This is a genomic window from Hoylesella oralis ATCC 33269 (assembly GCF_000185145.2).
Classification (GTDB): Bacteria; Bacteroidota; Bacteroidia; order Bacteroidales; family Bacteroidaceae; genus Prevotella; species Prevotella phocaeensis.
Window position 1 is genome coordinate 1861629 of record NZ_GL833119.1, and the last position, 22341, is coordinate 1883969.

Below are 22341 nucleotides of genomic sequence, written 5' to 3' on the forward strand. Positions count from 1 at the left end.
AAGCGTTCCTTTCCCGTTTAGACGTTTAGAGAAATAAACATTTCTTGTTATTTACATATAGTTGTACTGCTTAGGCTGCTATGCATGTTCAAAGCAGCACGGCGACCATCGCCCATGGCAAGGATCACAGTAGCTCCACCTCTTACGATGTCTCCTCCGGCATAAATATTCTTGATGGAAGATTGCATTTGCTCATTAACGACAATCGTATTTCTTCTACCAAGCTCAAGTCCTTTTATGCTCTTTGGTACAAGCGGATTTGGAGATACGCCGACGGCAATAATCACTTGATCGAAGTCAATAGTCTTTGTTGAACCCAATATGGGTTCTGGACTGCGCCTACCGCTTGCATCTGGTTCACCTAAACGCATCTCTTGGAGTACCGCAGCTTTCACGGCTCCGTCTTCATCCGCTAAGTATTCTATCGGATTGTGTAAGGTAAGGAACTTGATACCTTCTTCCTTAGCGTGCTTCACCTCTTCAATACGTGCTGGCATCTCAACCTCGGATCGGCGATACACCAATGTGACATCAGCACCGAGGCGTTTGGCTGTACGACACGAGTCCATTGCCGTGTTTCCACCGCCTACTACGAGAACTTTCTTGCCAATATTGATGGGGGTATCTGTGGAAGGATTGGCGGCGTCCATTAGATTAACGCGAGTAAGATATTCATTGCTCGACAGAATGTTGATGCTATTTTCTCCCGGTATTCCCATGAAGTTCGGAAGACCGGCACCCGAGCCGACAAATACTCCCTTGAACTCTTTTTCTTTTAGTTCTTCTACGGAAATAGTCTTACCTATGATGCAGTCGGTCTGGAAATGTACGCCCATCTTCTGCAAATTCTCTATCTCGACATCCACAATCCGATTAGGCAATCGAAATTCGGGAATACCATACTTCAATACGCCTCCGATTTCGTGTAACGCTTCGAATACATAAACGTCATATCCTCTTTTGGCCATATCACCAGCAAAGCTCAATCCTGATGGCCCAGAACCAATAACTGCAATCTTAATACCATTCGCAGGAGCGATTTCTGGTAATGATATGTTACCACTCTCTCGTTCATAATCGGCGGCAAAGCGTTCCAAATAGCCAATGGCAACAGCCGGATCGTTCATTTTCAGATGAATGCATCTGCTCTCGCATTGTTTCTCTTGCGGACATACACGTCCACAAACAGCGGGCAGTGCCGATGTATCTTTCAGCACTTTGGCGGCTGCAAGGAATTGTCCACGTTCGATGTTCTTGATAAACGACGGAATGTTAATATTAACCGGGCAGCCTTCCACACAAGTCGGCTTGGCGCAATCAAGACATCGTTTGGCCTCCATTAATGCCATCTCCTTGGTTAATCCCTTGTTTACTTCTTCCAATCGTGTCGTGGCACGGTAAGTAGGTTCCAATTCTGGCATGATAACTCGTTTAATTATCACTCTTTCCTTGGGTTTCATGGAAGAGCGCAGGTCCTTACGCCATTGCGAGTTTCGATCGGTAAGCATCTCTATCGTATCATCGACAGGCTTTTCATCCATGCTGATTTGATATTCCTCTATGCCGGAAGCAATGCTACTCGTGATATTGAGATGTTCTTCATACCGTTCTAACTCTTCTCGTTCTACCTTCTTGAATGTACCCATTCGTTTGAACATCTCGTCCCAATCAACAAGCGTACCATCAAATTCGGGGCCATCGATACAAACGAATTTCGTCTTTCCTCCGATTGTCAGACGACAGGCTCCACACATTCCTGTACCATCTACCATAATAGTGTTAAGCGAAACATCGGTAGGAATGTTGTATTTCTGTGTCAATAGACAACAGAATTTCATCATGACCGGAGGCCCAATTGCAAAAACCTTGTCAATATGTTCTTGATTGATAAGTTTTTCTATGCCGATGGTTACGACGCCCTTCTCTCCATAGGAACCATCATCGGTCATAATGATAGTTTCATCAGAATTATTTCGCACTTCGTCTTCGAGGATAATTAAATCCTTTGAACGTCCCGCAAGTACGGAGAGCACTCTGTTACCGGCAGCTTTCAACGCTTTGATAATCGGCAACATAGGTGCAACTCCCACGCCACCTCCGGCACAAACCACAGTACCGAAGTCCTCGATGTGGGTTGGATTGCCCAAAGGACCTACTACATCTGTAACGTAATCTCCTTTGTTTAAATTACAAAGCTTGATAGAAGATAATCCAACTTTTTGTACAACAAGGGTTATTGTGCCTTTTTCAATATTGGCATTGGCAATGGTGAGAGGTATGCGTTCACCTTTCTCACCGACTCTTACGATGACAAAATTTCCGGCTTTACGACTCTTGGCAATCGGTGGAGCTTCAATCTCGAAGAGGAATACTTTTTCAGAGAATTGTTCCTTGCGTGCGATTTTATTCATAAATGTCTTTGTATCAGGAGAATAGTTGTAAGTATCTAACCTAAACCTCTATTACCCGAAGTTTTTATCATCTATCAAGTCGAAACCACAATAGGGGATGAGTACTTTGGGGACACGGATACCTTCCGGTGTTTGGTTATTTTCAAGAATTGTAGCAACGATACGTGGCAAGGCCAATGCTGAACCGTTTAAGGTATGGCATAATTCGATCTTTTTATTATCGAAACGACGATAGCGGCAATGCAGACGATTGGCCTGATAGCTTTCGAAATTCGATACAGAACTTACTTCCAGCCAGCGTTTTTGTGCTGCGCTCCACACCTCGAAGTCGTAACAGATGGAAGAGGTGAAACTCTGATCGCCGCCACATAGTAGGAGAATATGGTAAGGAAGTTCTAATTTTTTGCATAAACCTTCTACATGATCAAGCATTTCTTGTAACGATTGGTAAGAATGTTCAGGGGTATCGATACGCACCAATTCTACTTTATCAAATTGATGTAGGCGATTCAATCCACGTACATCTTTGCCATAACTTCCTGCTTCACGACGAAAACATGCTGAATAGGCACAACGTTTAATAGGAAGTTCTTTTTCCTCAAGAATGGTATCACGGAAAATATTTGTTACAGGAACCTCTGCTGTAGGTATCAGATAGAGATTATCTAAATTAGCATGATACATCTGTCCCTCTTTATCAGGCAACTGACCGGTACCATAGCCACTGACCTCGTTTACTACGAAAGGAGGCTGCACTTCGAGATATCCGCTTTTACGAGCTTCGTCAAGAAAAAAGGCTTCGAGTGCACGTTGCAGACGTGCCATTTTGCCGATATATATGGGAAAGCCTGCTCCGGTAATCTTCACGCCAAGGTCGAAGTCCACAAGATTATATTTTTTACATAAATCCCAATGACATAATGCATTTTCCGGTAAAACCGGTTTCTCTCCGCCTTCTTTTACAACAACGTTATCGTTGGCGTCTTTACCCTCAGGAACTTTATCATTGGGAATGTTCGGAATAGTTAGCAGGATATCGGTCATCTTTTTTTGAGCATTATCCATCTCTTCTTGCAGTTTCTTATCAAATGTCTTTAATTCTGCAACTTGAGCCTTTACCACTTCGGCCTGTTCTTTCCGTCCTGTCTTCATCAGCATGCCTATATCTTTTGCCAAAAGATTAGCCTGTTGTTTATTCTTATCAAGTTTTTGTTGAGCATCACGACGGTGCCTATCTATGATAAGAACATTTTCAATTGTTTTGCGTGCATCTTCGAAATGTTTTTTCTCTAAACCTTTTATCACCCGTTCAGTTTCTTCACTGATAAGTTTAAGTGTGAGCATGTACTATTTCTTTTTATATGTTGTAATTATTTAAACGCAAAAATACAAAAAAAATATATTAAATCGTAATATTTCGTGTCAAAATCCTTTTTGCAAAATATTTTGTCTGTTTATATGCAATATGCATAATGTCTATAACGCATAAATGCCAATCTTTCATAAGAAAGACTGGCATTCTGTTGTTTGTTCGGAATAAGTTATTGTTTTATATACTATGCTTCAGCTTTTTGAGTTTTAGCACGATACGCCTCTTCAGACAGTACGGAAACCGTACTCTTGTCTCTACGACCTTTATGGAAATATACAATTCCGTCTGTTAGAGCATACAATGTGTCATCTTTGCCGATAGCAACGTTTTCTCCGGGATTGTGCTTTGTGCCCCGCTGACGAACGATAATGTTGCCTGCGATAATCTTCTGACCGCCCCAAATCTTTACGCCTAATCTTTGTGAAGCTGATTCACGACCGTTCTTGGAACTACCTACACCTTTTTTATGTGCCATTTCTGAATTCCTCCCTTTACTTTAAGCGATTACTTGTTTAACTTCTACTTCGGTGAACTGTGCACGATGACCATTCTTTTTACGATAGTCTTTTCTGCGCTTCATCTTGAAAACGATGACTTTGTCACCTTTTACAAGTGGGTTCACAACTTCTACTACTACCTTTGCACCCTCTACTGTCGGTGCACCGACTGTTACTGTTCCTTCTTTGTCTACGAGCAGTACTTTGTCGAACTCAACAGTTTTGCCGGTTTCAACATCTTTGATGTGATGAACAAAGAGCTTTTTACCTTGTTCAACCTTGAACTGTTGACCGTTAATTTCTACAATTGCGTACATTTATTTTTCGTAAAAACGGTTTTTCCGCAAGGCGCCTGACATTTATCAAGACTTATTCAAGCCTCCACGGACTAAATCGGATGCAAAATTAATAAGAAAAGTTGATAGATGCAGTATCTATCTCTGCGCCTTTCATTTATTTTATGAGATATTAACAAATCGGGGCGTCATTTCTTAAAGAAGAAGATAATAATTAAATAGGTCGAATTGTTTAAATGGCAAATTCGACCTATTTCTCTTACGCGTGGCAGCAGAATAATACGATGAGCTGAGCTATAAATATTCTTAGGAACATACTCAATGGATAAACAGTAGAATATCCTACAGCAGGAGCCTCTTTGGAACATATCTGACTTGCATAGGCTAATGCCGGTGGATCGGTACATGTTCCGGCGATCATACCCATTATGGTATAATAATTGAGTTTATACGTTAGGCGGGCAATGGTTCCTACGATGAGAATCGGGATTATAGTAATGAGAAAACCGGTATATACATATTTCAGTCCGTCACCTTGTACTACGGTCTCCCAGAAGCCGGCACCAGCTTTTATGCCTACACTGGCTAAAAATAGCACGAGTCCTATCTCACGGAGCATCATATTGGCTGAAGTTGTAGTGTAAGTAACCAATCGAAGTCTGTCACCGTATCTTCCAATGAGGATTGCTATGATCAGAGGGCCGCCGGCAATACCGAGTTTCAACGGTACAGGCATGCCCGGAATAGCCAAAGGAATACTCCCGAAAATGATACCTACAATAATTCCGATGAAAATGGTTGCGATATTCGGAGTGTTAAGATGTTTATTAGAATTGCCCATCAGTTCGGCAACACGATTTACATTATCTTCCGGTCCGACTACCATCAGACGGTCGCCGACGTGGAAATGATGGTCTCGGCTTGCAAACAAGTCTATACCCTGACGGGTTATTCTCGTTACATTCACGCCATAGACACTAGAAAAATGCATCTTTCCGAGTACTTTACCACTCATAGACGATCGTGTAACAATAATACGCTTGGATACCAACGGCTGTGTCTTGTCTTCATAGTCCCAAGAATTGCTTATCAAGGGGCCGATGAATGCTTGTATGGCATCAGCATCAGCTTCTGCACAAACGATAAGAACCTCATCTTCAAGATTAAAAACCGTATCTCTCTTGGGGATTGTCACTTTGCCATCGTGTAGGATACGGGTGCATACAATGTCGCGATTGAGGAACTCCGAAATCTGCGCCAATGTACGTCCGGCAATGAATGAGTTCTGTACTTTAAGATGAATTTGGTGGGGTTTGGCGTGCGGATTATCATCTTCAGCCACATTTAAATCTTCTTCTTCTTTTTCCAGACTGATGTGACAGATGTATCTAATTGCTATTGTGGCGCCGATGATACCCAGAACTCCGAGAGGATAAGCGCAGGCATATCCGCTGGCGATCTGTGGAATGGAGCCTTTCTGAAATACGGAAGTCAACGCCTCATTGGCAGCACCGAGTCCCGGTGTATTGGTTACGGCACCGTAAAGCGTACCAACCATCATCGGGAGATTATTTACATCTGTTGTGTCGAAAAAGATAAAATAGCAGGCAAACATTACTCCGACATTGAGAATAATCAGTACCGTGGAAAGCAAATTCAGCGTGATACCCCCTTTGCGGAAGCTCTCGAAAAAGCCCGGACCAACCTGCAGACCAATGCAGAAAACAAAAAGAATCAAACCGAAATCTTGTATAAAAGTGAGAATATTAGTCGGTGCGGTAAAACCGATATGCCCTGCAAGAATACCGGTAAACAGCACAAACGTGACTCCTAACGAGATACCTCCGACTTTTATCTTGCCCAATAATACACCGACAGAGATAACTACGGCATACAGCAATGCGATATGTGCAACTGAATCTGTCGATGTAAAAAGATTTATTAACCAATTCATATTTCAAAAACGTTTAATAGCTGCGTGCAATAATAACTCTGTGTTTCGACGGTTTACCCGAAACCATGTCTATGCCTTCGGTCTGTTCATAGGCAAAAGGCACGCAGCGAATGGTTGCCTGCGTATCTTCTTTTATCTTAGCCTCCGTCTCTTCCGTTCCATCCCAGTGGCACAAGAAGAAGCCTCCATTCTTTATTCTTTCTTTGAAATCATCGTAATCATGGCATTCGTAAACCCTTTCATCGCGATATTTACGCGCTTTGTCGAAAATATTCTTTTGCATATCGTCGAGCAGGTGTTTTACATAGTCTACGATACCATCCAAGGAAACAGTTTCTTTTTCTAAAGTATCACGACGCATTACTTCAATCGTATTGTCTTCAAGATCACGTCCACCCATTACAAGACGTACGGGGACTCCCTTTAGCTCGTAATCTGCAAACTTAAATCCGGGGCGTTTGTTATCGGTATCGTCGTATTTAACATTGATACCCAGCTCTCGAAGAGAGGCTATAATGGGGGAAAGCTTGGCAGAAATAGCCTGTAATTGCTCTATACCTTTCGTGATCGGAATGATTACGACCTGAATAGGAGCGAGCCGTGGAGGCAGTACAAGGCCATTGTCATCGCTGTGAGTCATAATTAGAGCACCGATCAAACGGGTTGAAACTCCCCATGATGTAGCCCATACATATTCCGGTTTGTTCTCTTTATTTAAATAGGTAACATCGAAACTCTTAGCAAAATTTTGTCCTAAGAAGTGGCTGGTACCGCTTTGCAAGGCCTTACCGTCTTGCATCATCGCCTCTATTGTATATGTATCGAGTGCTCCTGCAAAGCGTTCCGTTTCGCTCTTCACGCCTTGCAATACGGGAACAGCCATCCATTGTTCTGCAAATTCCGCATATACACGAAGCATTTGTTGAGCTTCTTCTTCGGCTTCTTCACGGGTAGCATGTGCAGTATGTCCCTCTTGCCACAGAAATTCTGACGTACGGAGAAATGGACGAGTACGCATTTCCCATCTCATAACGTTGCACCATTGGTTACACATCAACGGCAAATCGCGCCAAGAATGTATCCAGTTTTTATAAGTATTCCATATAATTGTTTCAGAAGTCGGACGAATGATCAACTCTTCATCGAGTCGTGCCGATGGATCTACTTCGACAGAACGCCCATCTTCCGACGATTTAAGTCTATAATGCGTAACGACTGCACATTCTTTGGCAAATCCTTTTACATGTTCAGCCTCTCTGCTCAAGAACGATTTCGGAATAAGCAGTGGAAAATACGCATTCTGTGCACCCGTTTCTTTGAACATTTTATCCAGTTGTTGTTGCATTTTTTCCCAAATCGCATATCCGTAGGGCTTAATGACCATACAGCCACGTACGGCTGATTGCTCTGCCAAATCGGCTTTTACCACCAAATCATTGTACCACTGACTGTAATTGTCGGCCCGCTTGGTTAATTCTTTTAATTCTTTTGCCATGTATATAAATGCTTACGTTTTTAAATTTGTCCGCAAAATTACAAAAAAATGTTGTAATGATGACATTATCATGAAAAAACAATTACCTTTGCAAGCAGTTTATTTAAACAATAAAGATTAGAGATTATGAAGAAAATGAAGATTACAACACTTTTCATGTGTTTTGTGTTGATGTTTGATAGCTGTGCTACCAAGCAAGGTTCCGGCGCTCTTCTGGGTGCAGGAGGTGGTGCCGTTATCGGCGGTATCATCGGTGCGATAGCCGGTCATGGCAAGGGTGCAGCTGTAGGTGCAGCAATAGGTGGTGCTGTTGGAGCCGGTGCAGGTGCTATTATTGGAAAGCATATGGATAAAGTTGCTGCCGAGACCGCTGCACAAGTAAAGAATGCCAAAGTAGAACAGGTGACCGATGCAAACGGTTTAAAAGCTGTAAAGGTTACTTTCGATAGCGGTATCTTGTTCGCTACGAATAAGGCGGAACTGAATCAGTCTTCCAAGAATGAGTTGGCAAAATTTTCCACTGTCTTAAAAAAGAATGCCGACTGCTATGTTGACATTTACGGACATACCGACTCTACTGGTAACGATGGTATCAACATACCTTTGAGCAATCAGCGTGCACAGAGCGTTGTGGCATATTTAGAAAACTGCGGAGTGAGTGCATCCCAATTCAAGAATGTTGTTGGAAAGGGAAGTTCTGATCCGGTGGCGAGCAATGATACCAAGAGCGGACGTCAGCTAAATCGTCGTGTAGAAGTATATATGTATGCTTCTCAAGCAATGGTCGATGCTGCAAATGCTGGAACTCTTAAATAATTCGTATCTATCATTCGATGGGCGCATGGTATACATGCGCCCATTTTTATTCATATGCAGTTAGTAAGAAAGATATTTCGATGGGCACTGGCTTTTTTCTTTAGTACTACTGTTTTGGCGGTAGTCGTTTATCGATTTGTACCCGTATATTTCACACCTTTGATGTTTATTCGTACTTTTGAGCAACTTGCTGATGGTAGAAGCGTGGAGTGGCATCACCATTGGGTGTCGTTGAGCCACATATCTCCCCATATGCCTGTTGCTGTAATGGCGAGTGAAGATCAGCGTTTTTTACTTCATCATGGTTTCGACTATGCTGCGATAGAGAAAGCTGCCAAGCGTAATATGACTGGAAATAAGCGCAAATTGGGTGCAAGCACCATTTCACAGCAGACGGCAAAGAATGTATTTCTATGGCCCGGCCGCTCTTGGATCAGAAAAGGATTGGAAGTGTACTTTACTACGCTCATAGAACTGATGTGGAGTAAACAACGTATCATGGAAGTATATCTGAACTCTATAGAAATGGGCGACGGTATATATGGCGTAGATGCCGTTGCTAAGTATAATTTTGCTAAAGATGCCGAGAGTCTCAGTCGTTCAGATTGTGCACTAATAGCGGCAACACTGCCCAATCCACGTAAGTTTAGCAGTAAAACTCCAAGCGGTTATATACGTTTACGTCAAATAAAGATAGGAAGAGAAATGAGATTTATCCCCACCTTTCCTAAAGAGGGAGAGGATATTAACCCTAATACAACTTCGGGAGGAATATATCATCGTAAAAGAAAATGAACAGCATATTAGATCAATTGAACGATAGTCAACGCAAAGCTGTGGAATATACCGATGGTCCACAACTCGTTATTGCCGGTGCCGGATCGGGTAAAACGAGGGTGTTGACTTATAAGATTGCTTATTTGCTACACAGTGGAATGAAGCCTTGGAATATTTTGGCACTGACATTTACTAATAAGGCTGCAAACGAAATGAAGAGCCGAATAGGCAATCTGATAGGGCATGATGCAGTACATCTGTTGCAGATAGGTACTTTCCATTCCGTTTTTTCGCGCATCTTACGCGTAGAAGCAGAATTACTTGGTTATAATTCTAATTTCACCATTTACGATGAAGCCGATTCCCGTTCCCTAATAAAGAGTATTATTAAAGAAATGGGCTTGGACGATAAACTGTATAAGCCTGCCGGTGTGCACAACAAAATAAGTATGGCTAAGAATCGGTTGATAACAGATGTACTGTATAACTCCGATAAAGAGGCTATCCGCCGCGATCAGGAAGCACATGTACCGATGGTAGGTGCCATATATGCTGCTTATGCTCGGCAATGTAAGCAATCTAACGCTATGGACTTCGATGATTTGCTATTGCTTACATATAGACTGTTCAATGAGCACGACGACATTAGAACAAAATATGCCGACCGTTTTCGGTATGTACTCGTGGACGAGTATCAAGATACAAATTACGCACAGCAGTGTGTCGTCTTGCAATTAACCAAGGAACACCGGCAGATTTGTGTAGTCGGAGACGATGCACAAAGTATTTACGGTTTTCGTGGAGCCAATATCGATAACATGTTGGGATTTCGACAAATATATAAGGAAGTCCGTTTGTTTAAATTAGAACAGAATTATCGTTCAACTCAACGTATCGTTCAGGCGGCCAACAGCTTGATCAAGCACAACGAAAGGCAGATACCAAAGGAAATTTTCAGTAAGAATGATGAGGGTGAGAAGATAGTCTATAAACCTGCCTATTCGGATAAAGAGGAAGCAATAATCGTTTGTAAAGATATCAAGCGCATCAAACGACAAGACGATTGTGAATACAATGATTTCGCAATATTATATCGTACCAATTCTCAAAGCCGCAGTTTTGAGGAAGAAATGCGCCGGCAACACATCCCATATCGCATTTATGGCGGATTGAGTTTTTATCAGCGCAAGGAAATCAAGGATATTATTGCATATTTTCGTATGGCAGTAAATCCATTCGATAGCGAGGCTTTGAAAAGGATTATCAACTATCCGACACGCGGAATCGGCAATACAACGATGTCGAAGATTACCTCTACGGCAAATAAACATAGCGTGAGTCTTTGGAATGTAATTTTAGATCCGCAGCAATACGGTTTGGATATTAATAATACTACGTTGCAGAAACTGCACGGTTTTAAAACTTTGATTACGGAATTTGTCGAACGGGTGGCCACAGCCGATGCATACACGTTAGGAAAAGAGATGATTAAAGCAAGTGGCATTTCAGCCGAAATATACTCAGGAACCGATCCTGATGATCTTTCACGACAGGAAAATCTCGACGAATTCCTTGCAGGAATGCAAGATTTTGTGGAAGGCAGGAAGGAGGAAGGGCTGGAGAATGAAGTCTACTTAACCGATTTCTTACAAGAGGTGTCGTTGTTAACGGACATAGATAGTGAGGATGATTCTGATAGCAAGGTTTCACTTATGACTATTCATGCCGCCAAAGGCCTTGAGTTTTCCACGGTATTTGTCGTAGGTCTTGAGGAGAACATCTTTCCCAGTCCACTTTCGTGCAATTCTATGCGAGAACTTGAGGAAGAACGCCGTCTGTTGTATGTTGCCATTACGCGAGCCAAGAAGCATTGTATATTGACGAATGCCAAAAATCGTTACCGTTTTGGGAGGATGGAATTCGATACTCCGAGTCGTTTCTTGCGGGATTTAGATGCTAAATATTTAAAGATTGAGAGCGAAACAGAAGAAGAAGATGCGACAACATCCTATTTTGCAAGAAGCCGTAACCAATGGAGTGAAAGAAGAGAACAGAAATATCCTGCCAATCGATCGTATATGGAAAGGCACTCATGGGGTGATGCCAATTATGGATATAACGACCATATACAGAATAATCGTCCTGTAGCCAGTCAGTTTAGAGCCGATATAAAACCGAAGATAACGGGTAGGCATCCATCCGATATATCCACTGCAAATTCTGTATTGTTGAGTGAGGGGGATATTATAGAGCATCAAAGATTTGGTGTTGGCACTGTGATCAAGGTTGAAGGAACTGGCGAGAATACTAAGGCTACCGTTGAATTTAAGAATGCCGGAACCAAGCAATTGCTTCTTAAATTTGCCAAATATAAGGTGCTTAAATAGTTGTTTGTTACAGTTTCATACAAGAAAAAAAACAGGCATTGAAATCTTGTGCTAACGACGGAGCGGGATCATTTTGGAAAATGCCATAGATGGCGCTTCCACTTCCTGACATAGATGCATACACAGCTCCGTTATGATATAATTCTTCTTTAATATCTTTAAGAACGGGATATCGGGCAAATACGGGGAGTTCAAAATCATTTTTTAGTTCGTTTTTCCATGTTTCGATTGGCTGTTTTACTATATCTCGACAGCATTTTTCTGCTTTGTGTGGAACGATATCAGCGTAAGCATCTTTAGTCGAAACGGCAACATCGGGCTTTACGATGCAAAGATAGTAACCTTTAAGATTACCTTTGGGAGTATCGACGGGCGATAGACAGTCGCCAATACCGGTGGCAAAAGAAGGTTCGGATGTGATGAAAAATGCACAATCCGCACCTAATTTGGCCGCATATCTTTCCATTTCTGCATTTCCGAGGTTGAGTCTGAAGCGTTCGTCAAGCAATCTAATCATATAGGCTGCATCACTTGAGCCGCCTCCCAGCCCTGCCTGTGGTGGAATTTGCTTATATAGATGAGCATGCACACGTGGGATTTTGAAATCTTTAGATAATAACTGATAAGCTTTGATTACAAGGTTATCGCTCTCGTTGCAATCGATAACGTTCCCTGTTGTCTTTAAATCACACGGTTGTTCCGATGGAAAATGCTCATCCATAGACTTTATTTCGAGAACGTCATATAGTGGAATAGGGTAGAAAACCGTTTCTAAATTATGGTAACCATCGGTTCTTTTCTCAATAATATTAAGACCTAAATTGATTTTTGCACAAGGAAATGTAATCATGTTGCGGGGTATTATAATAATAGGGATGTTACCTACGCGAGATAGCATCCCCATTGTATCTTTATAAATTATTTCTTTTCTTTTATTTTCTCTACATAAGCATCGATTACGGCGACAGCTGTAATGTTGACGATATCACGAACTGAACATTCGAAGTCTGTAAAGTGTATCGGCTTATTGAGTCCCATTTGTATCGGGCCAATGATTTCTGCCTCTGGTGCCAAGGCCTGCAAAAGTTTATAGCAGCCGTTTGCACTGCTCATATTCGGAAATACGAGTGTATTAACATCCTTGCCTTTCAGCCTTGTAAACGGATATTTGTCATCACGGAGCTCCTTATCTAAAGCGAAGTTTACTTGCATTTCTCCGTCAACAGCTAAGTCCGGATATTCTTGTTGCAGTCTTTCTACAGCAGCATGTACTTTCATTGGGCTTCCAACTTCATCCGTACCGAAGTTAGAGTAACTGATCATGGCCATGACAGGTTCATCATTGAAAAACTTTACAGAATGCTTGCACAGTTTTGCAACATCGTATAGTACGTTCTCATCCGGATGCCGGTTAATCAATGTGTCTGCAATATAGTATGTTCCTTTCTTAGTGTTAAGAATGTGCATAGTAGCAAACGTCTTATATTCTGGTCTTATACCGACAACCTCTTTAGCCACCTTGATCGTATTAGAATATTTTGTGTACAGGCCTGTTATGAAGGCATCGGCATCTCCGTGGTCTACCATAGACATGCCGAAATAGTTACGTTCGTACATTTTATCGTATGCCTCTTCGAAAGTGTAGCCTTTTCTTGCGAGTTTCTCCGCCAAGTGTTTTGCAAATGTAGCACGCCGTCCTTGTTCTTGATCTGCACGCATATCGATGAGTTCTATACCGGTAAGATCGAGTTTCAAGCGCTGTGCCAGCCGTTTCAGCCTGTCTACATTGCCAAGAAGGATAGGGTTGCAGATGCCTTCGAGTTTGGCCTGAACAGCAGCTTTCATCATTGTAGGATGTCCGCCTTCGGCAAATACAACACGTTGCGGATGAAGGCGTGCCGTATCATGAAGCTTACGAGTGAGCTTGGTTTCTTGCCCTAATAGTTGCATCAAGCCTTTTTTATAAGCATCCCAATCCGTTATGGTCTTACGGGCTACACCGCTTTCTATTGCAGCCTTGGCAACTGCAGCACTTACTTCGGTAATCAATCTCGGGTCTACGGGCTTTGGAATGAAATATTTTGGTCCAAAAGTTAAATCGTTTACTCGATACACATCATTTACTACATCGGGGACCGGTTGCTTGGCAAGATCGGCAATGGCTATAACTGCGGCCAATTTCATTTCTTCATTGATGGCCTTTGCATGTACATCGAGGGCTCCACGGAAGATATATGGAAATCCTATGACATTATTGATTTGATTGGGATAGTCTGACCGCCCTGTAGACATCAATACATCGGGGCGACTTGCCATAGCATCTTCATACGAAATCTCGGGAACAGGATTTGCCAAGGCGAACACGATAGGACTGTCGGCCATCGAACGAATCATGTCTTGGGTAAGAATATTGCCTTTTGATAAGCCTACAAATACGTCGGCACCTTTGATTGCTTCTTCCAATGTGTGTACATCTTTGCGTTTCGTAGCAAATTGTTTTTTCTGAGAAGTCAGGTCTTTCCTATCTATAGTGATTACACCCTTGGAATCGAGCATAACAATATTTTCTACTTTCGCTCCAAGAGCCACATATAATTTGGTGCAACTAATGGCAGCTGCGCCCGCTCCATTGATAACCAATTTTACTTTGGAGATATCTTTACCTGCAACCTCCAGTGCATTTTTCAGTCCTGCAGCAGAAATAATCGCCGTACCGTGTTGGTCGTCATGCATAACAGGAATATCTAGTGTCTTCTTCAGACGTTCTTCTATGTAGAAACATTCGGGTGCTTTAATGTCTTCTAAATTTATTCCTCCGAAAGTAGGGGCTATTTTTTCTACGACTTCGCAGAACTTTTCAGGATCTTTCTCGTCTATTTCGATATCGAAAACATCAATACCTCCATAAATTTTAAATAGCAATCCTTTGCCTTCCATCACCGGTTTACCGCTCGTGGCACCTATATCGCCGAGCCCTAACACGGCAGTACCGTTCGAAATTACGGCAACAAGATTACCTTTATCCGTATATTTGTAAGCGTCGTCTATATTCTTTTGAATTTCGAGGCATGGATATGCCACACCGGGAGAATAGGCTAAACTAAGGTCGGTTTGTGTTCTGTAAGGCTTGGTAGGCTTTACTTCTATCTTGCCCGGCCGCCCGTTATGATGATAAGCTAGGGCATCTTCTTTTGTAATCTTTACCATGATAATAATGTTTATTTCGTTTCTGAAATAATGCAAAGTTAGTAAAAAACCATTAAAACTAAGTGAGTTTTTTGTTTTTTTGTACCTTTGTAATGTTATTATATACATTATGAAGAAAACTTGCACTCAAACGCTTTACCGCCAAGAATTAAAAGGTAAAATATTACAGACGGCAATGGAGGAGTTTACGCAGAAAGGTGTTCGTGCCGTAAAGATGGATGATATAGCTACAAGATTGTCTATATCTAAGCGCACTTTATACGAAATATATTCGAATAAAGAGGATTTACTATTGGAAGGTGTGCGCCTTTACCATAATGAGAGTGCTGCCTATATGAAATTTTTTAGTATTCAACCCGAACACAATGTAATGGATATCATCATAGAATTCTATCAGAAGAAGATGGGAGACCTTGCTAGGACCAATCCGGTGTTCTATTCCGATATTCATAAGTACGAAACAGTTACTGCGTTTTTAGAAGAAGAGCATGAAAGGAATGAGGAAGAGGCGTGCCGTTTCTTCGAACGAGGGATACATGAGGGCTTCTTTCGTCCTGATTTCGATTATGGTATCATATCCAGAATAGGCAATGTCGCCATGAAGTATGTAATGGAAACAAAGATGTATCAGGAATATGACATGCAATATATATTCCGAAATATCGTATTTACGTTAATTAGAGGCTTCTGCACCCAAAAGGGAATCGAGATTATCGATAAGAGGTTGAGTGCATAAGGAGTACAGGCACATGTCTTTTATTGTATTCGGGTATAACATAAATGCCGGAAATATTCCATATAGCATATATTTTTTTCTATTATCGATTTACCGGTTTGATTTATTCTACTTTGTATAAAAAATGCAATGCAACTTATTTTTATTTCTGATAAATGCTATGTTTGGTGCTAATATAAAGTGAATATATCGGAAGTAGAGATTGTGTTTATCGGAAACAAAATACATGCCTCGCCGTAGAATGTTCTTAATTTGGTTCTACGGCGAGGTGTTGTTGTTATTGTATCTTTTAATGAAAATACAATAAGGGTTATAAGAATATAGCCGATTACAGTTTATGGATCACCTTTTCAATCTGCTCTCCCAATCCGATAGTGTAACCTTGCGAGGAGAATACAACACGGTTAAATGTGTCTGCAATGATAAAGATAGGTAACAGATTTTCATTCTGAAGTTTCATTTGAGCCACAATCTGCTTTTTGATCCGTCCGTCTTTATCGATACCGAGAATTGTTTTTTGAGGTAGTATGCCGTAATTCTCCGACTTGAATTTATTCAGTTCTTTTTCATTTTCGAATAATAAAACGAATGGTCGTTGCCATTTATCCAATTCTATTTTTGCTCTTGAAATGTCTCGTAACGCGTGGTTAGTAGGTTCTTGTCCTACATCTAAGATGCCTATAACGAAATATCCTCGGCCTGTTTGTGATAAGATGCTCGTATCTTTGCCGTTTTGCAGGAACTTGGCTTCGCTGTCGAAGTTGCCGATAACGCTGACTTCTGTTGTTGATGTGCGAAGATAAAGATTGAGTTTAGTCTCTTGATTCTTATAAATGCTGAATATTCGACAGGTAGAAAGCACACTTCCGTTGGCAAGCCGCGTACCCGTAACAAGCAGATAGGTGCCCACATCGAGCTTGATTCCATTTTTAAAGGTATTATCCCAACTGGTTCCGCCCCCCATGTCAACTTGTCCTTCGTCGAAGTTGAGCAATGTGGCGTGTCCATTCTCAATTTTACTGATCGTGAAATGACTGTAATATTTCGGATTATCAAGATATTTTGTTGGTGAATACTGCAAAATCAGTGTTCCCGTATCGGCAATTTTCTGCTCATCCTGTTCGAAATTGACGTCTATCCACTGTCTGTCTTTCTGGTATTGAACCTTTGATGTTATTACATCTTTGCGTGCAGGAATGTTCAGACTTCGTGCCATATCCACGAAAAAGATATCTCGTGATCGGACATCAGTAAGTCTTGACCGCCAAACACCGAGCGGTGTTTGTGCAATATTCAGTGCTTTCTTATCCGGATTTATCTTGATGTTTTGTTTAATCCACTTTACCAAAAGGGCAGGATCATTGCGGAATGCAATGGCTGTTTGGGGCGGAAAAGCATCAGTAAATATATGTTTGAAGGGCGAAATAATCATTTCGTTCTCGACACGTGGGCAAAGCTGATTGCTCGGAGCACTGTAATTATCTTCAAGAATTTCCATGGTAATATCACAGAAATCCTTATCGCTTAATGTATTCAACAGTTCCGATACCCGTTCAATATTATCTTTATGATGATCGAGGAATTGACTGATAGTATGCCAATTACCACGCGCTTTTTTCAGATACGCGTTATTCCCTTGGTAAAAGGAGCCCTCGTATGCCTTTCTGATAGAATCTTCTATTGCGAGTCTCTGTTTGTTACGGTCGTTTTGTTCTGCGGTAATCTTCGGAAGAATGGTGTGCTCGACTGGCGGGACAATATCCATTGAGTCGAGTGGTAATATCATATGGGCTGCGTCTGTAGCCGGTGTGTGTGTTAGAGTGATAGTTACTATCTTATCTTTGCCGAAAGAGGCTTTGGCAAATCCATACTTACCGTTTTTCGAAGCCCATACTATCATGTCGCCTTTTCCTGCTGTAAGGAATGTTTTTCCTTGTGCATCGGTGTATTTGTTTACGGCTGTATAGAACTCAGCATAGTTGTATATCTTGAATTCTACACGGGCCTGTTCCACAGGCAGTCCTTTTTCATCAATAACACGGAAATCGATTTTTGCTGACGAACCATAATTATCGATGAGATTAATCTCAGTGTAGTTGCTGGTTCGCAGCATCACTTCTTCTTGTCCTCGGTAATCTCCGAATGCTCGGGTATGCATCAACAGTGCACGGGAGGCCGGTGCATTGAACCAGCCCATGTTCAATACCGCTTCCGGTTCGCATGCTCCAATAAAATACCATTTGCCATCAGCCCAAGCTTCTACCCATGCATGGTTATCGTCAGTATGCGCCCAGCGCGGAGTATATACCTGTCGGGCGGGAATGCCGATAGATCGTAATGCCGCCACAGTAAACGTGCTCTCCTCACCGCATCGACCAATAGCTGTTTTCATGCAGGCTAAAGGGGAAAGTGTACGGGCATCCGACGGGTGGTAGGTTACATGCTCATGGCACCAATGATTTACTTCTAATATAGCTTCTTGCATCGACATACCTTTAACACGCCCTGAAAGTTCTTTATACATAACAATGCGTGAACTGTCTAAATTTTCGTTATTAACACGTATCGGCAATACGAAATGTCGGAAAAGAAGTTCGGGAATTTTCTTTCCCCAAGCCATTGTTTGCTTTGTTTGAAAGCTTGATTTTATATTTTCAAGATAGAACGAAGTCGGATAATCTGTGACATCGGCAATGGGCATATAGGCATAAAGAAATTCGAGAGCTTCCTGTTCTGGAGTGGTAAGATGAACATCTTTGAAATTTAAAAACTTGTTTCCAAAAAACTTCATCTTATTGTTATATGCCTCTCTGACTATCATTCGATAGGAGATATCTGTGATGAAATGTGCATTGTCTGTGGCAAAGGCTGCAATTCCAACAAAGCACATGACGACCGGAATGAGTAGTTTCTTCATTATTCTATTAAGATTATAGATTATCTATTAATGCAGAAATTGTTTTCTTAACTCTTTCTGTAGTTGTTAGTTCGTAACTGTTTTCATCAATTCTCTGTGCTCCCATGTAAACGGAACTGTTCATGTATGTAGCGGAGGAGAGGAATTTTTCACGAGCAGAAAAATGATATTCGCGTACACCGGTTTCCGTATATATTTTGAAAATGTTGTTTTCATTAACACCGCACCCGGCAATGATATGAATACGGTGGTCTGCTTGTGTTTGTAATTGATGGAGTAGGGGGGTACCTAATTCCACGGTAGGTTGTTGTCCGGATGTCAGTATTCTGTTGAAACCGAGTATGGCCAACTGGTCTAAGGCTTTAAAGGGATTTCTGCAACGATCGAAAGCACGATGGAATGTAACGGAGAGTCCTTGACAATGCTTCAGTAACATGGCGTTGAGTTCCATATCTATATTTCCATCATTAGTAAGACAGCCGAACACAACACCGTCTACATTCAGCTGTTTACATACTTTTATGTCGATAATCATTCTTTGAATTTCAGAAAACGTATAAGTGAAATCACCCCCGCGGGGGCGTATGATAATATGCAACTTCGTCTTATCCAGAACTTTTCGAGCCATAACAATCTCTCCATATGAAGGTGTGGTCCCGCCTTCGGGAATGCCTGCACACAGTTCTACACGATGGGCTCCGCCGGCTTGAGCTGCCAAACAACTTTCTACATTGTTGGCACAAATTTCGAATTGAAAGTTTTTGGTGTCCATAAAGAGATTAGTGGTTTATAATAAGAAAAATAAAAAGAGTTCCACGAGGGAACTCTTTGATTATTGTAATGGTATTTTATTGATTCGCCTCACATGCCGACCTCCTTCAAAATCTGTATTGAAGAATTCATCCATAATCAGTCGTGCAGTTTCTTGATTAATAAATCTTCCTGGCATTACCAATACATTGGCATCATTATGTAGTCTTATCAGATGAGCGATTTCTGGCATCCATGCAAGACCAGCTCTTATCTTCGAATGCTTATTAAGTGTCATGCTGATACCCTCGCCGCTTCCGCAAATTCCTATTCCGGGATATACTTCTCCGTTTTCTATGCCTTTTGCAAGAGCGTGCCCATAGTCTGGATAATCACATGAATCCTTACTGAAGGTGCCATAGTCTTTGTACCGATAGCCCTTTTCTTTCAGATACTGTATGACGAATTGTTTTAATTCATATCCGGCATGGTCGCTGGCCAATCCTATTATTTTGATATCCATATAAACGTGAAGATTAAGATAAAAAATCCTTTACTTGCCGATATACATTTTCAGCGGTAAATCCTAATTTTTCATTCAATACCTTATAAGGTGCAGAATAACCAAAACTACATAATCCAAATACTTTTCCGTTTTTTCCCACAAGGCCTTCCAAAGTTACAGGAAGGCCTGCTGTTAGGCCGAATATCTTTGCGTTATGAGGTAATATTTTTTCTTGATATTCCATACTTTGTCGACGGAAAAGTCCCTCTGACGGCACGCTCACGATCCTCACCTTTATATTATCTTTTCGTAAGAGATCAGCTCCTGCCACGAGCGTAGACACTTCAGAGCCGGATGCCAGCAATATTACATCAAAGTTCTTGTCAGAATTTGCGATAACGTATGCCCCTTTACGCACCCCATCATAATCGTTTCCTTCGGGAAGGTCGTCTATTGTCTGGCGTGAGAGTACCAGTGCTGTAGGCGTCTCCATGTTTTCCATTGCCATTTGCCAGCAGATCGTCGTCTCATGTACATCTGCAGGACGGAATACACGCATGGAATCTTTTCCATGATGGTTTTGTAGCTTCTCCATCAAGCGTATCTGTGCTTCTTGCTCCACAGGTTCATGCGTTGGGCCATCTTCACCAACGCGGAATGCATCATGACTCCAGATGAATTTAATGGGAACTTCCATAAGAGCAGCCATACGTATCGCAGGTTTCATATAATCAGAGAAAACAAAGAAAGTTCCACATGCAGGAATGACGCCTCCGTGCAGATACATTCCAATGCAGACGCATGTCATAGTTAATTCGCTGACACCTGCTTGGAAAAATGCCCCCGTAAAGTCTCCCCTTTGGATATTGTGGGTTTTCTTAAGGAACCCATCAGTTTTATCAGAATTACACAAATCGGCAGAAGAACAAATCATATTTGGCACCTGCTCTGCCAGTACGCTAAGACAGTTCGCAGAAGCCGTACGAGTGGCTGCATTAGCAGGTTGTACGATACTGCTCCAGTCAACAAATGGAGAGCGGGCTGTAAACCAATCCTTCATCTGCTGCGCTTTTATTGGATTTTTCTTTGTCCAAATCTCCTCCTCTTGATGACGTTTGCCTACGATATACATGAGTTCTTCGTGCCTTCGTGCATAGATATCACGTGTCTCTGGGAAGATAACAAAAGGATTTTCCGTATTGCCTCCAAGGTTTTTCACCGTATTTATATAAGCGTCTCTTCCAAGCGGTGCGCCGTGTGTTTTTACGTTGCCTTCATAGCTTGAGCCATCTGCTTGTAAAGCACCTTTTGCCATGACAGTCTTTCCGATGATAAGAGTAGGGCGTTTTTTCTCAGAAAGAGAAGTGTTGAGTGCTATGCGTATCTGGTCTATGTTGTTACCATCAATAGTAATAACATTCCATCCCCAAGCCTTATATTTCATCTCTGTATCTTCGGCCATTACAACATCACAACCTGTAGATAGCTGTACATCGTTAGCATCGTAGAACATGATGAGATTATTCAGTCCTAAAAGACCGGCAATTCTACCTGCACCTTGCGAAATTTCTTCCTGTATGCCACCATCGGAAATATATGCATATATCTTATGTTGCATTACCTCATGTCCCAAACGTGCTTCAAGAAATTTTTCGGCAATGGCAGCACCTACAGCGTATGTATGTCCTTGACCGAGTGGCCCCGACGTATTTTCAATTCCCCGTTCAATATTACGTTCTGGGTGTCCGGGTGTCGGTGATCCCCATTGCCTGAAATTCTTCAGGTCTTCAATGGTATATTTTCCCTGTAATGTAAGAACAGAATATAACATGGACGACATATGCCCCGGATCCAAATAGAAACGATCACGTCCCTCCCATGTGGGATTTTTAGGATCATAAATCAAATATTCAGAAAAGAGCACATTGATAAAATCGGCACCTCCCATAGCACCACCGGGATGTCCCGACTTTGCATTTTCTACCATAGACACTGCAAGTATGCGAATATTATCCGCTGCTTTTCGCATTAGTTTATTGTCGTTCATCATATTAGTTTTCCCATTTTAATTTTATGCAAATATACCATTTTATATTGAGAAAGACTATATATTTATTTGTTTTTTATATTAACGATCACATTTTTGATCTATATTATTGTTATCAAGTAAATTAATATAAATAAAAAACAGACCAATCAGTAAATCTGATCGGTCTGTATG

16 protein-coding genes are annotated in these 22341 nt (G+C 41.6%); 4 read left to right on the forward strand and 12 right to left on the reverse strand.

The window, feature by feature from the left end; genetic code table 11:
- Nucleotides 1-47: 47 nt before the first annotated feature.
- The 6 genes from HMPREF0663_RS10185 to proS form a co-directional block, all read right to left on the reverse strand.
- Nucleotides 48-2411 (reverse strand): bifunctional dihydroorotate dehydrogenase B NAD binding subunit/NADPH-dependent glutamate synthase, encoded by a 2364-nt coding sequence (locus HMPREF0663_RS10185; protein WP_004370440.1) that lies wholly within the window; start codon nt 2409-2411, stop codon nt 48-50.
- A 51-nt stretch (nt 2412-2462) separates the two neighbouring features.
- A complete protein-coding gene (serS, locus tag HMPREF0663_RS10190) occupies nt 2463-3755 on the reverse strand; it encodes a serine--tRNA ligase (protein ID WP_004370441.1) in 1293 nt (430 codons plus the stop codon).
- A 212-nt stretch (nt 3756-3967) separates the two neighbouring features.
- Complete coding sequence (gene rpmA / locus HMPREF0663_RS10195) at nt 3968-4258, reverse strand: 50S ribosomal protein L27 (RefSeq protein WP_004370442.1); 291 nt, start codon at nt 4256-4258, stop codon at nt 3968-3970.
- Between the two features lie 21 nt (nt 4259-4279).
- Nucleotides 4280-4597 (reverse strand): 50S ribosomal protein L21, encoded by a 318-nt coding sequence (rplU, locus tag HMPREF0663_RS10200; RefSeq protein ID WP_004370443.1) that lies wholly within the window; start codon nt 4595-4597, stop codon nt 4280-4282.
- 238 nt (nt 4598-4835) lie between these two features.
- Nucleotides 4836-6530 carry a putative transporter gene (locus HMPREF0663_RS10205; protein ID WP_004370444.1) on the reverse strand — a complete coding sequence of 565 codons (1695 nt, stop codon included), beginning with the start codon at nt 6528-6530 and terminating at the stop codon, nt 4836-4838.
- Between the two features lie 13 nt (nt 6531-6543).
- Complete coding sequence (gene proS, locus HMPREF0663_RS10210; protein WP_004370445.1) at nt 6544-8025, reverse strand: proline--tRNA ligase; 1482 nt, start codon at nt 8023-8025, stop codon at nt 6544-6546.
- 126 nt (nt 8026-8151) lie between these two features.
- Here proS and HMPREF0663_RS10215 point away from each other — a divergent pair, with 126 nt between their 5' ends.
- The 3 genes from HMPREF0663_RS10215 to HMPREF0663_RS10225 are packed head-to-tail and all read left to right on the forward strand — an operon-like array spanning nt 8152 to nt 12005.
- Nucleotides 8152-8841, forward strand: a complete 690-nt coding sequence (locus tag HMPREF0663_RS10215; RefSeq protein WP_004370447.1) for a YiaD family glycine zipper/OmpA-like lipoprotein — start codon at nt 8152-8154, stop codon at nt 8839-8841.
- 54 nt (nt 8842-8895) lie between these two features.
- Entirely contained in the window at nt 8896-9636 is a 741-nt protein-coding gene (gene mtgA, locus HMPREF0663_RS10220) for a monofunctional biosynthetic peptidoglycan transglycosylase (RefSeq protein WP_004370448.1), read from the forward strand.
- Nucleotides 9633-12005, forward strand: a complete 2373-nt coding sequence (locus HMPREF0663_RS10225; protein ID WP_004370449.1) for an ATP-dependent helicase — start codon at nt 9633-9635, stop codon at nt 12003-12005. Before mtgA ends, HMPREF0663_RS10225 begins: the two co-directional genes overlap by 4 nt.
- Before the next feature lie 7 nt (nt 12006-12012).
- Here the strand turns inward: HMPREF0663_RS10225 and ispE are convergent, their stop codons facing one another.
- Nucleotides 12013-12855 carry a 4-(cytidine 5'-diphospho)-2-C-methyl-D-erythritol kinase gene (ispE, locus tag HMPREF0663_RS10230; RefSeq protein WP_036859106.1) on the reverse strand — a complete coding sequence of 281 codons (843 nt, stop codon included), beginning with the start codon at nt 12853-12855 and terminating at the stop codon, nt 12013-12015.
- Nucleotides 12856-12923: 68 nt separating this feature from the next.
- On the reverse strand, nt 12924-15212 hold the full coding sequence (locus tag HMPREF0663_RS10235) for an NADP-dependent malic enzyme (protein WP_016665114.1): 2289 nt from the start codon (nt 15210-15212) through the stop codon (nt 12924-12926).
- A 109-nt stretch (nt 15213-15321) separates the two neighbouring features.
- Between HMPREF0663_RS10235 and HMPREF0663_RS10240 the strand changes: the two genes are divergently transcribed.
- Nucleotides 15322-15948 carry a TetR/AcrR family transcriptional regulator gene (locus HMPREF0663_RS10240; RefSeq protein ID WP_004370452.1) on the forward strand — a complete coding sequence of 209 codons (627 nt, stop codon included), beginning with the start codon at nt 15322-15324 and terminating at the stop codon, nt 15946-15948.
- 328 nt (nt 15949-16276) lie between these two features.
- Here the strand turns inward: HMPREF0663_RS10240 and HMPREF0663_RS10245 are convergent, their stop codons facing one another.
- From HMPREF0663_RS10245 to HMPREF0663_RS10260, 4 genes are read right to left on the reverse strand one after another with little or no spacing between them, the layout of a single operon-like run.
- Nucleotides 16277-18865, reverse strand: coding sequence for a transglutaminase-like domain-containing protein (locus HMPREF0663_RS10245; RefSeq protein WP_004370454.1), 2589 nt, complete (start codon nt 18863-18865; stop codon nt 16277-16279).
- Nucleotides 18866-18878: 13 nt separating this feature from the next.
- Nucleotides 18879-19637: a copper homeostasis protein CutC gene (locus tag HMPREF0663_RS10250; protein WP_004370455.1), complete on the reverse strand. Its 759-nt coding sequence runs from the start codon at nt 19635-19637 to the stop codon at nt 18879-18881.
- Between the two features lie 60 nt (nt 19638-19697).
- Nucleotides 19698-20138 carry a ribose 5-phosphate isomerase B gene (rpiB, locus tag HMPREF0663_RS10255; protein ID WP_004370456.1) on the reverse strand — a complete coding sequence of 147 codons (441 nt, stop codon included), beginning with the start codon at nt 20136-20138 and terminating at the stop codon, nt 19698-19700.
- A gap of 13 nt (nt 20139-20151) precedes the next feature.
- Nucleotides 20152-22167: a transketolase family protein gene (locus HMPREF0663_RS10260; protein ID WP_187115889.1), complete on the reverse strand. Its 2016-nt coding sequence runs from the start codon at nt 22165-22167 to the stop codon at nt 20152-20154.
- Nucleotides 22168-22341: the final 174 nt, after the last annotated feature.

What these genes read in the sequence shown, in the direction of transcription:
- HMPREF0663_RS10185 (WP_004370440.1), bottom strand. Translation starts at nt 2,411, where the DNA reads ATGAATAAAATCGCACGCAAGGAACAATTCTCTGAAAAAGTATTCCTC.
- serS (WP_004370441.1), bottom strand. Translation starts at nt 3,755, where the DNA reads ATGCTCACACTTAAACTTATCAGTGAAGAAACTGAACGGGTGATAAAA.
- rpmA (WP_004370442.1), bottom strand. Translation starts at nt 4,258, where the DNA reads ATGGCACATAAAAAAGGTGTAGGTAGTTCCAAGAACGGTCGTGAATCA.
- rplU (WP_004370443.1), bottom strand. Translation starts at nt 4,597, where the DNA reads ATGTACGCAATTGTAGAAATTAACGGTCAACAGTTCAAGGTTGAACAA.
- HMPREF0663_RS10205 (WP_004370444.1), bottom strand. Translation starts at nt 6,530, where the DNA reads ATGAATTGGTTAATAAATCTTTTTACATCGACAGATTCAGTTGCACAT.
- proS (WP_004370445.1), bottom strand. Translation starts at nt 8,025, where the DNA reads ATGGCAAAAGAATTAAAAGAATTAACCAAGCGGGCCGACAATTACAGT.
- HMPREF0663_RS10215 (WP_004370447.1), top strand. Translation starts at nt 8,152, where the DNA reads ATGAAGAAAATGAAGATTACAACACTTTTCATGTGTTTTGTGTTGATG.
- mtgA (WP_004370448.1), top strand. Translation starts at nt 8,896, where the DNA reads ATGCAGTTAGTAAGAAAGATATTTCGATGGGCACTGGCTTTTTTCTTT.
- HMPREF0663_RS10225 (WP_004370449.1), top strand. Translation starts at nt 9,633, where the DNA reads ATGAACAGCATATTAGATCAATTGAACGATAGTCAACGCAAAGCTGTG.
- ispE (WP_036859106.1), bottom strand. Translation starts at nt 12,855, where the DNA reads ATGATTACATTTCCTTGTGCAAAAATCAATTTAGGTCTTAATATTATT.
- HMPREF0663_RS10235 (WP_016665114.1), bottom strand. Translation starts at nt 15,212, where the DNA reads ATGGTAAAGATTACAAAAGAAGATGCCCTAGCTTATCATCATAACGGG.
- HMPREF0663_RS10240 (WP_004370452.1), top strand. Translation starts at nt 15,322, where the DNA reads ATGAAGAAAACTTGCACTCAAACGCTTTACCGCCAAGAATTAAAAGGT.
- HMPREF0663_RS10245 (WP_004370454.1), bottom strand. Translation starts at nt 18,865, where the DNA reads ATGAAGAAACTACTCATTCCGGTCGTCATGTGCTTTGTTGGAATTGCA.
- HMPREF0663_RS10250 (WP_004370455.1), bottom strand. Translation starts at nt 19,637, where the DNA reads ATGGACACCAAAAACTTTCAATTCGAAATTTGTGCCAACAATGTAGAA.
- rpiB (WP_004370456.1), bottom strand. Translation starts at nt 20,138, where the DNA reads ATGGATATCAAAATAATAGGATTGGCCAGCGACCATGCCGGATATGAA.
- HMPREF0663_RS10260 (WP_187115889.1), bottom strand. Translation starts at nt 22,167, where the DNA reads ATGAACGACAATAAACTAATGCGAAAAGCAGCGGATAATATTCGCATA.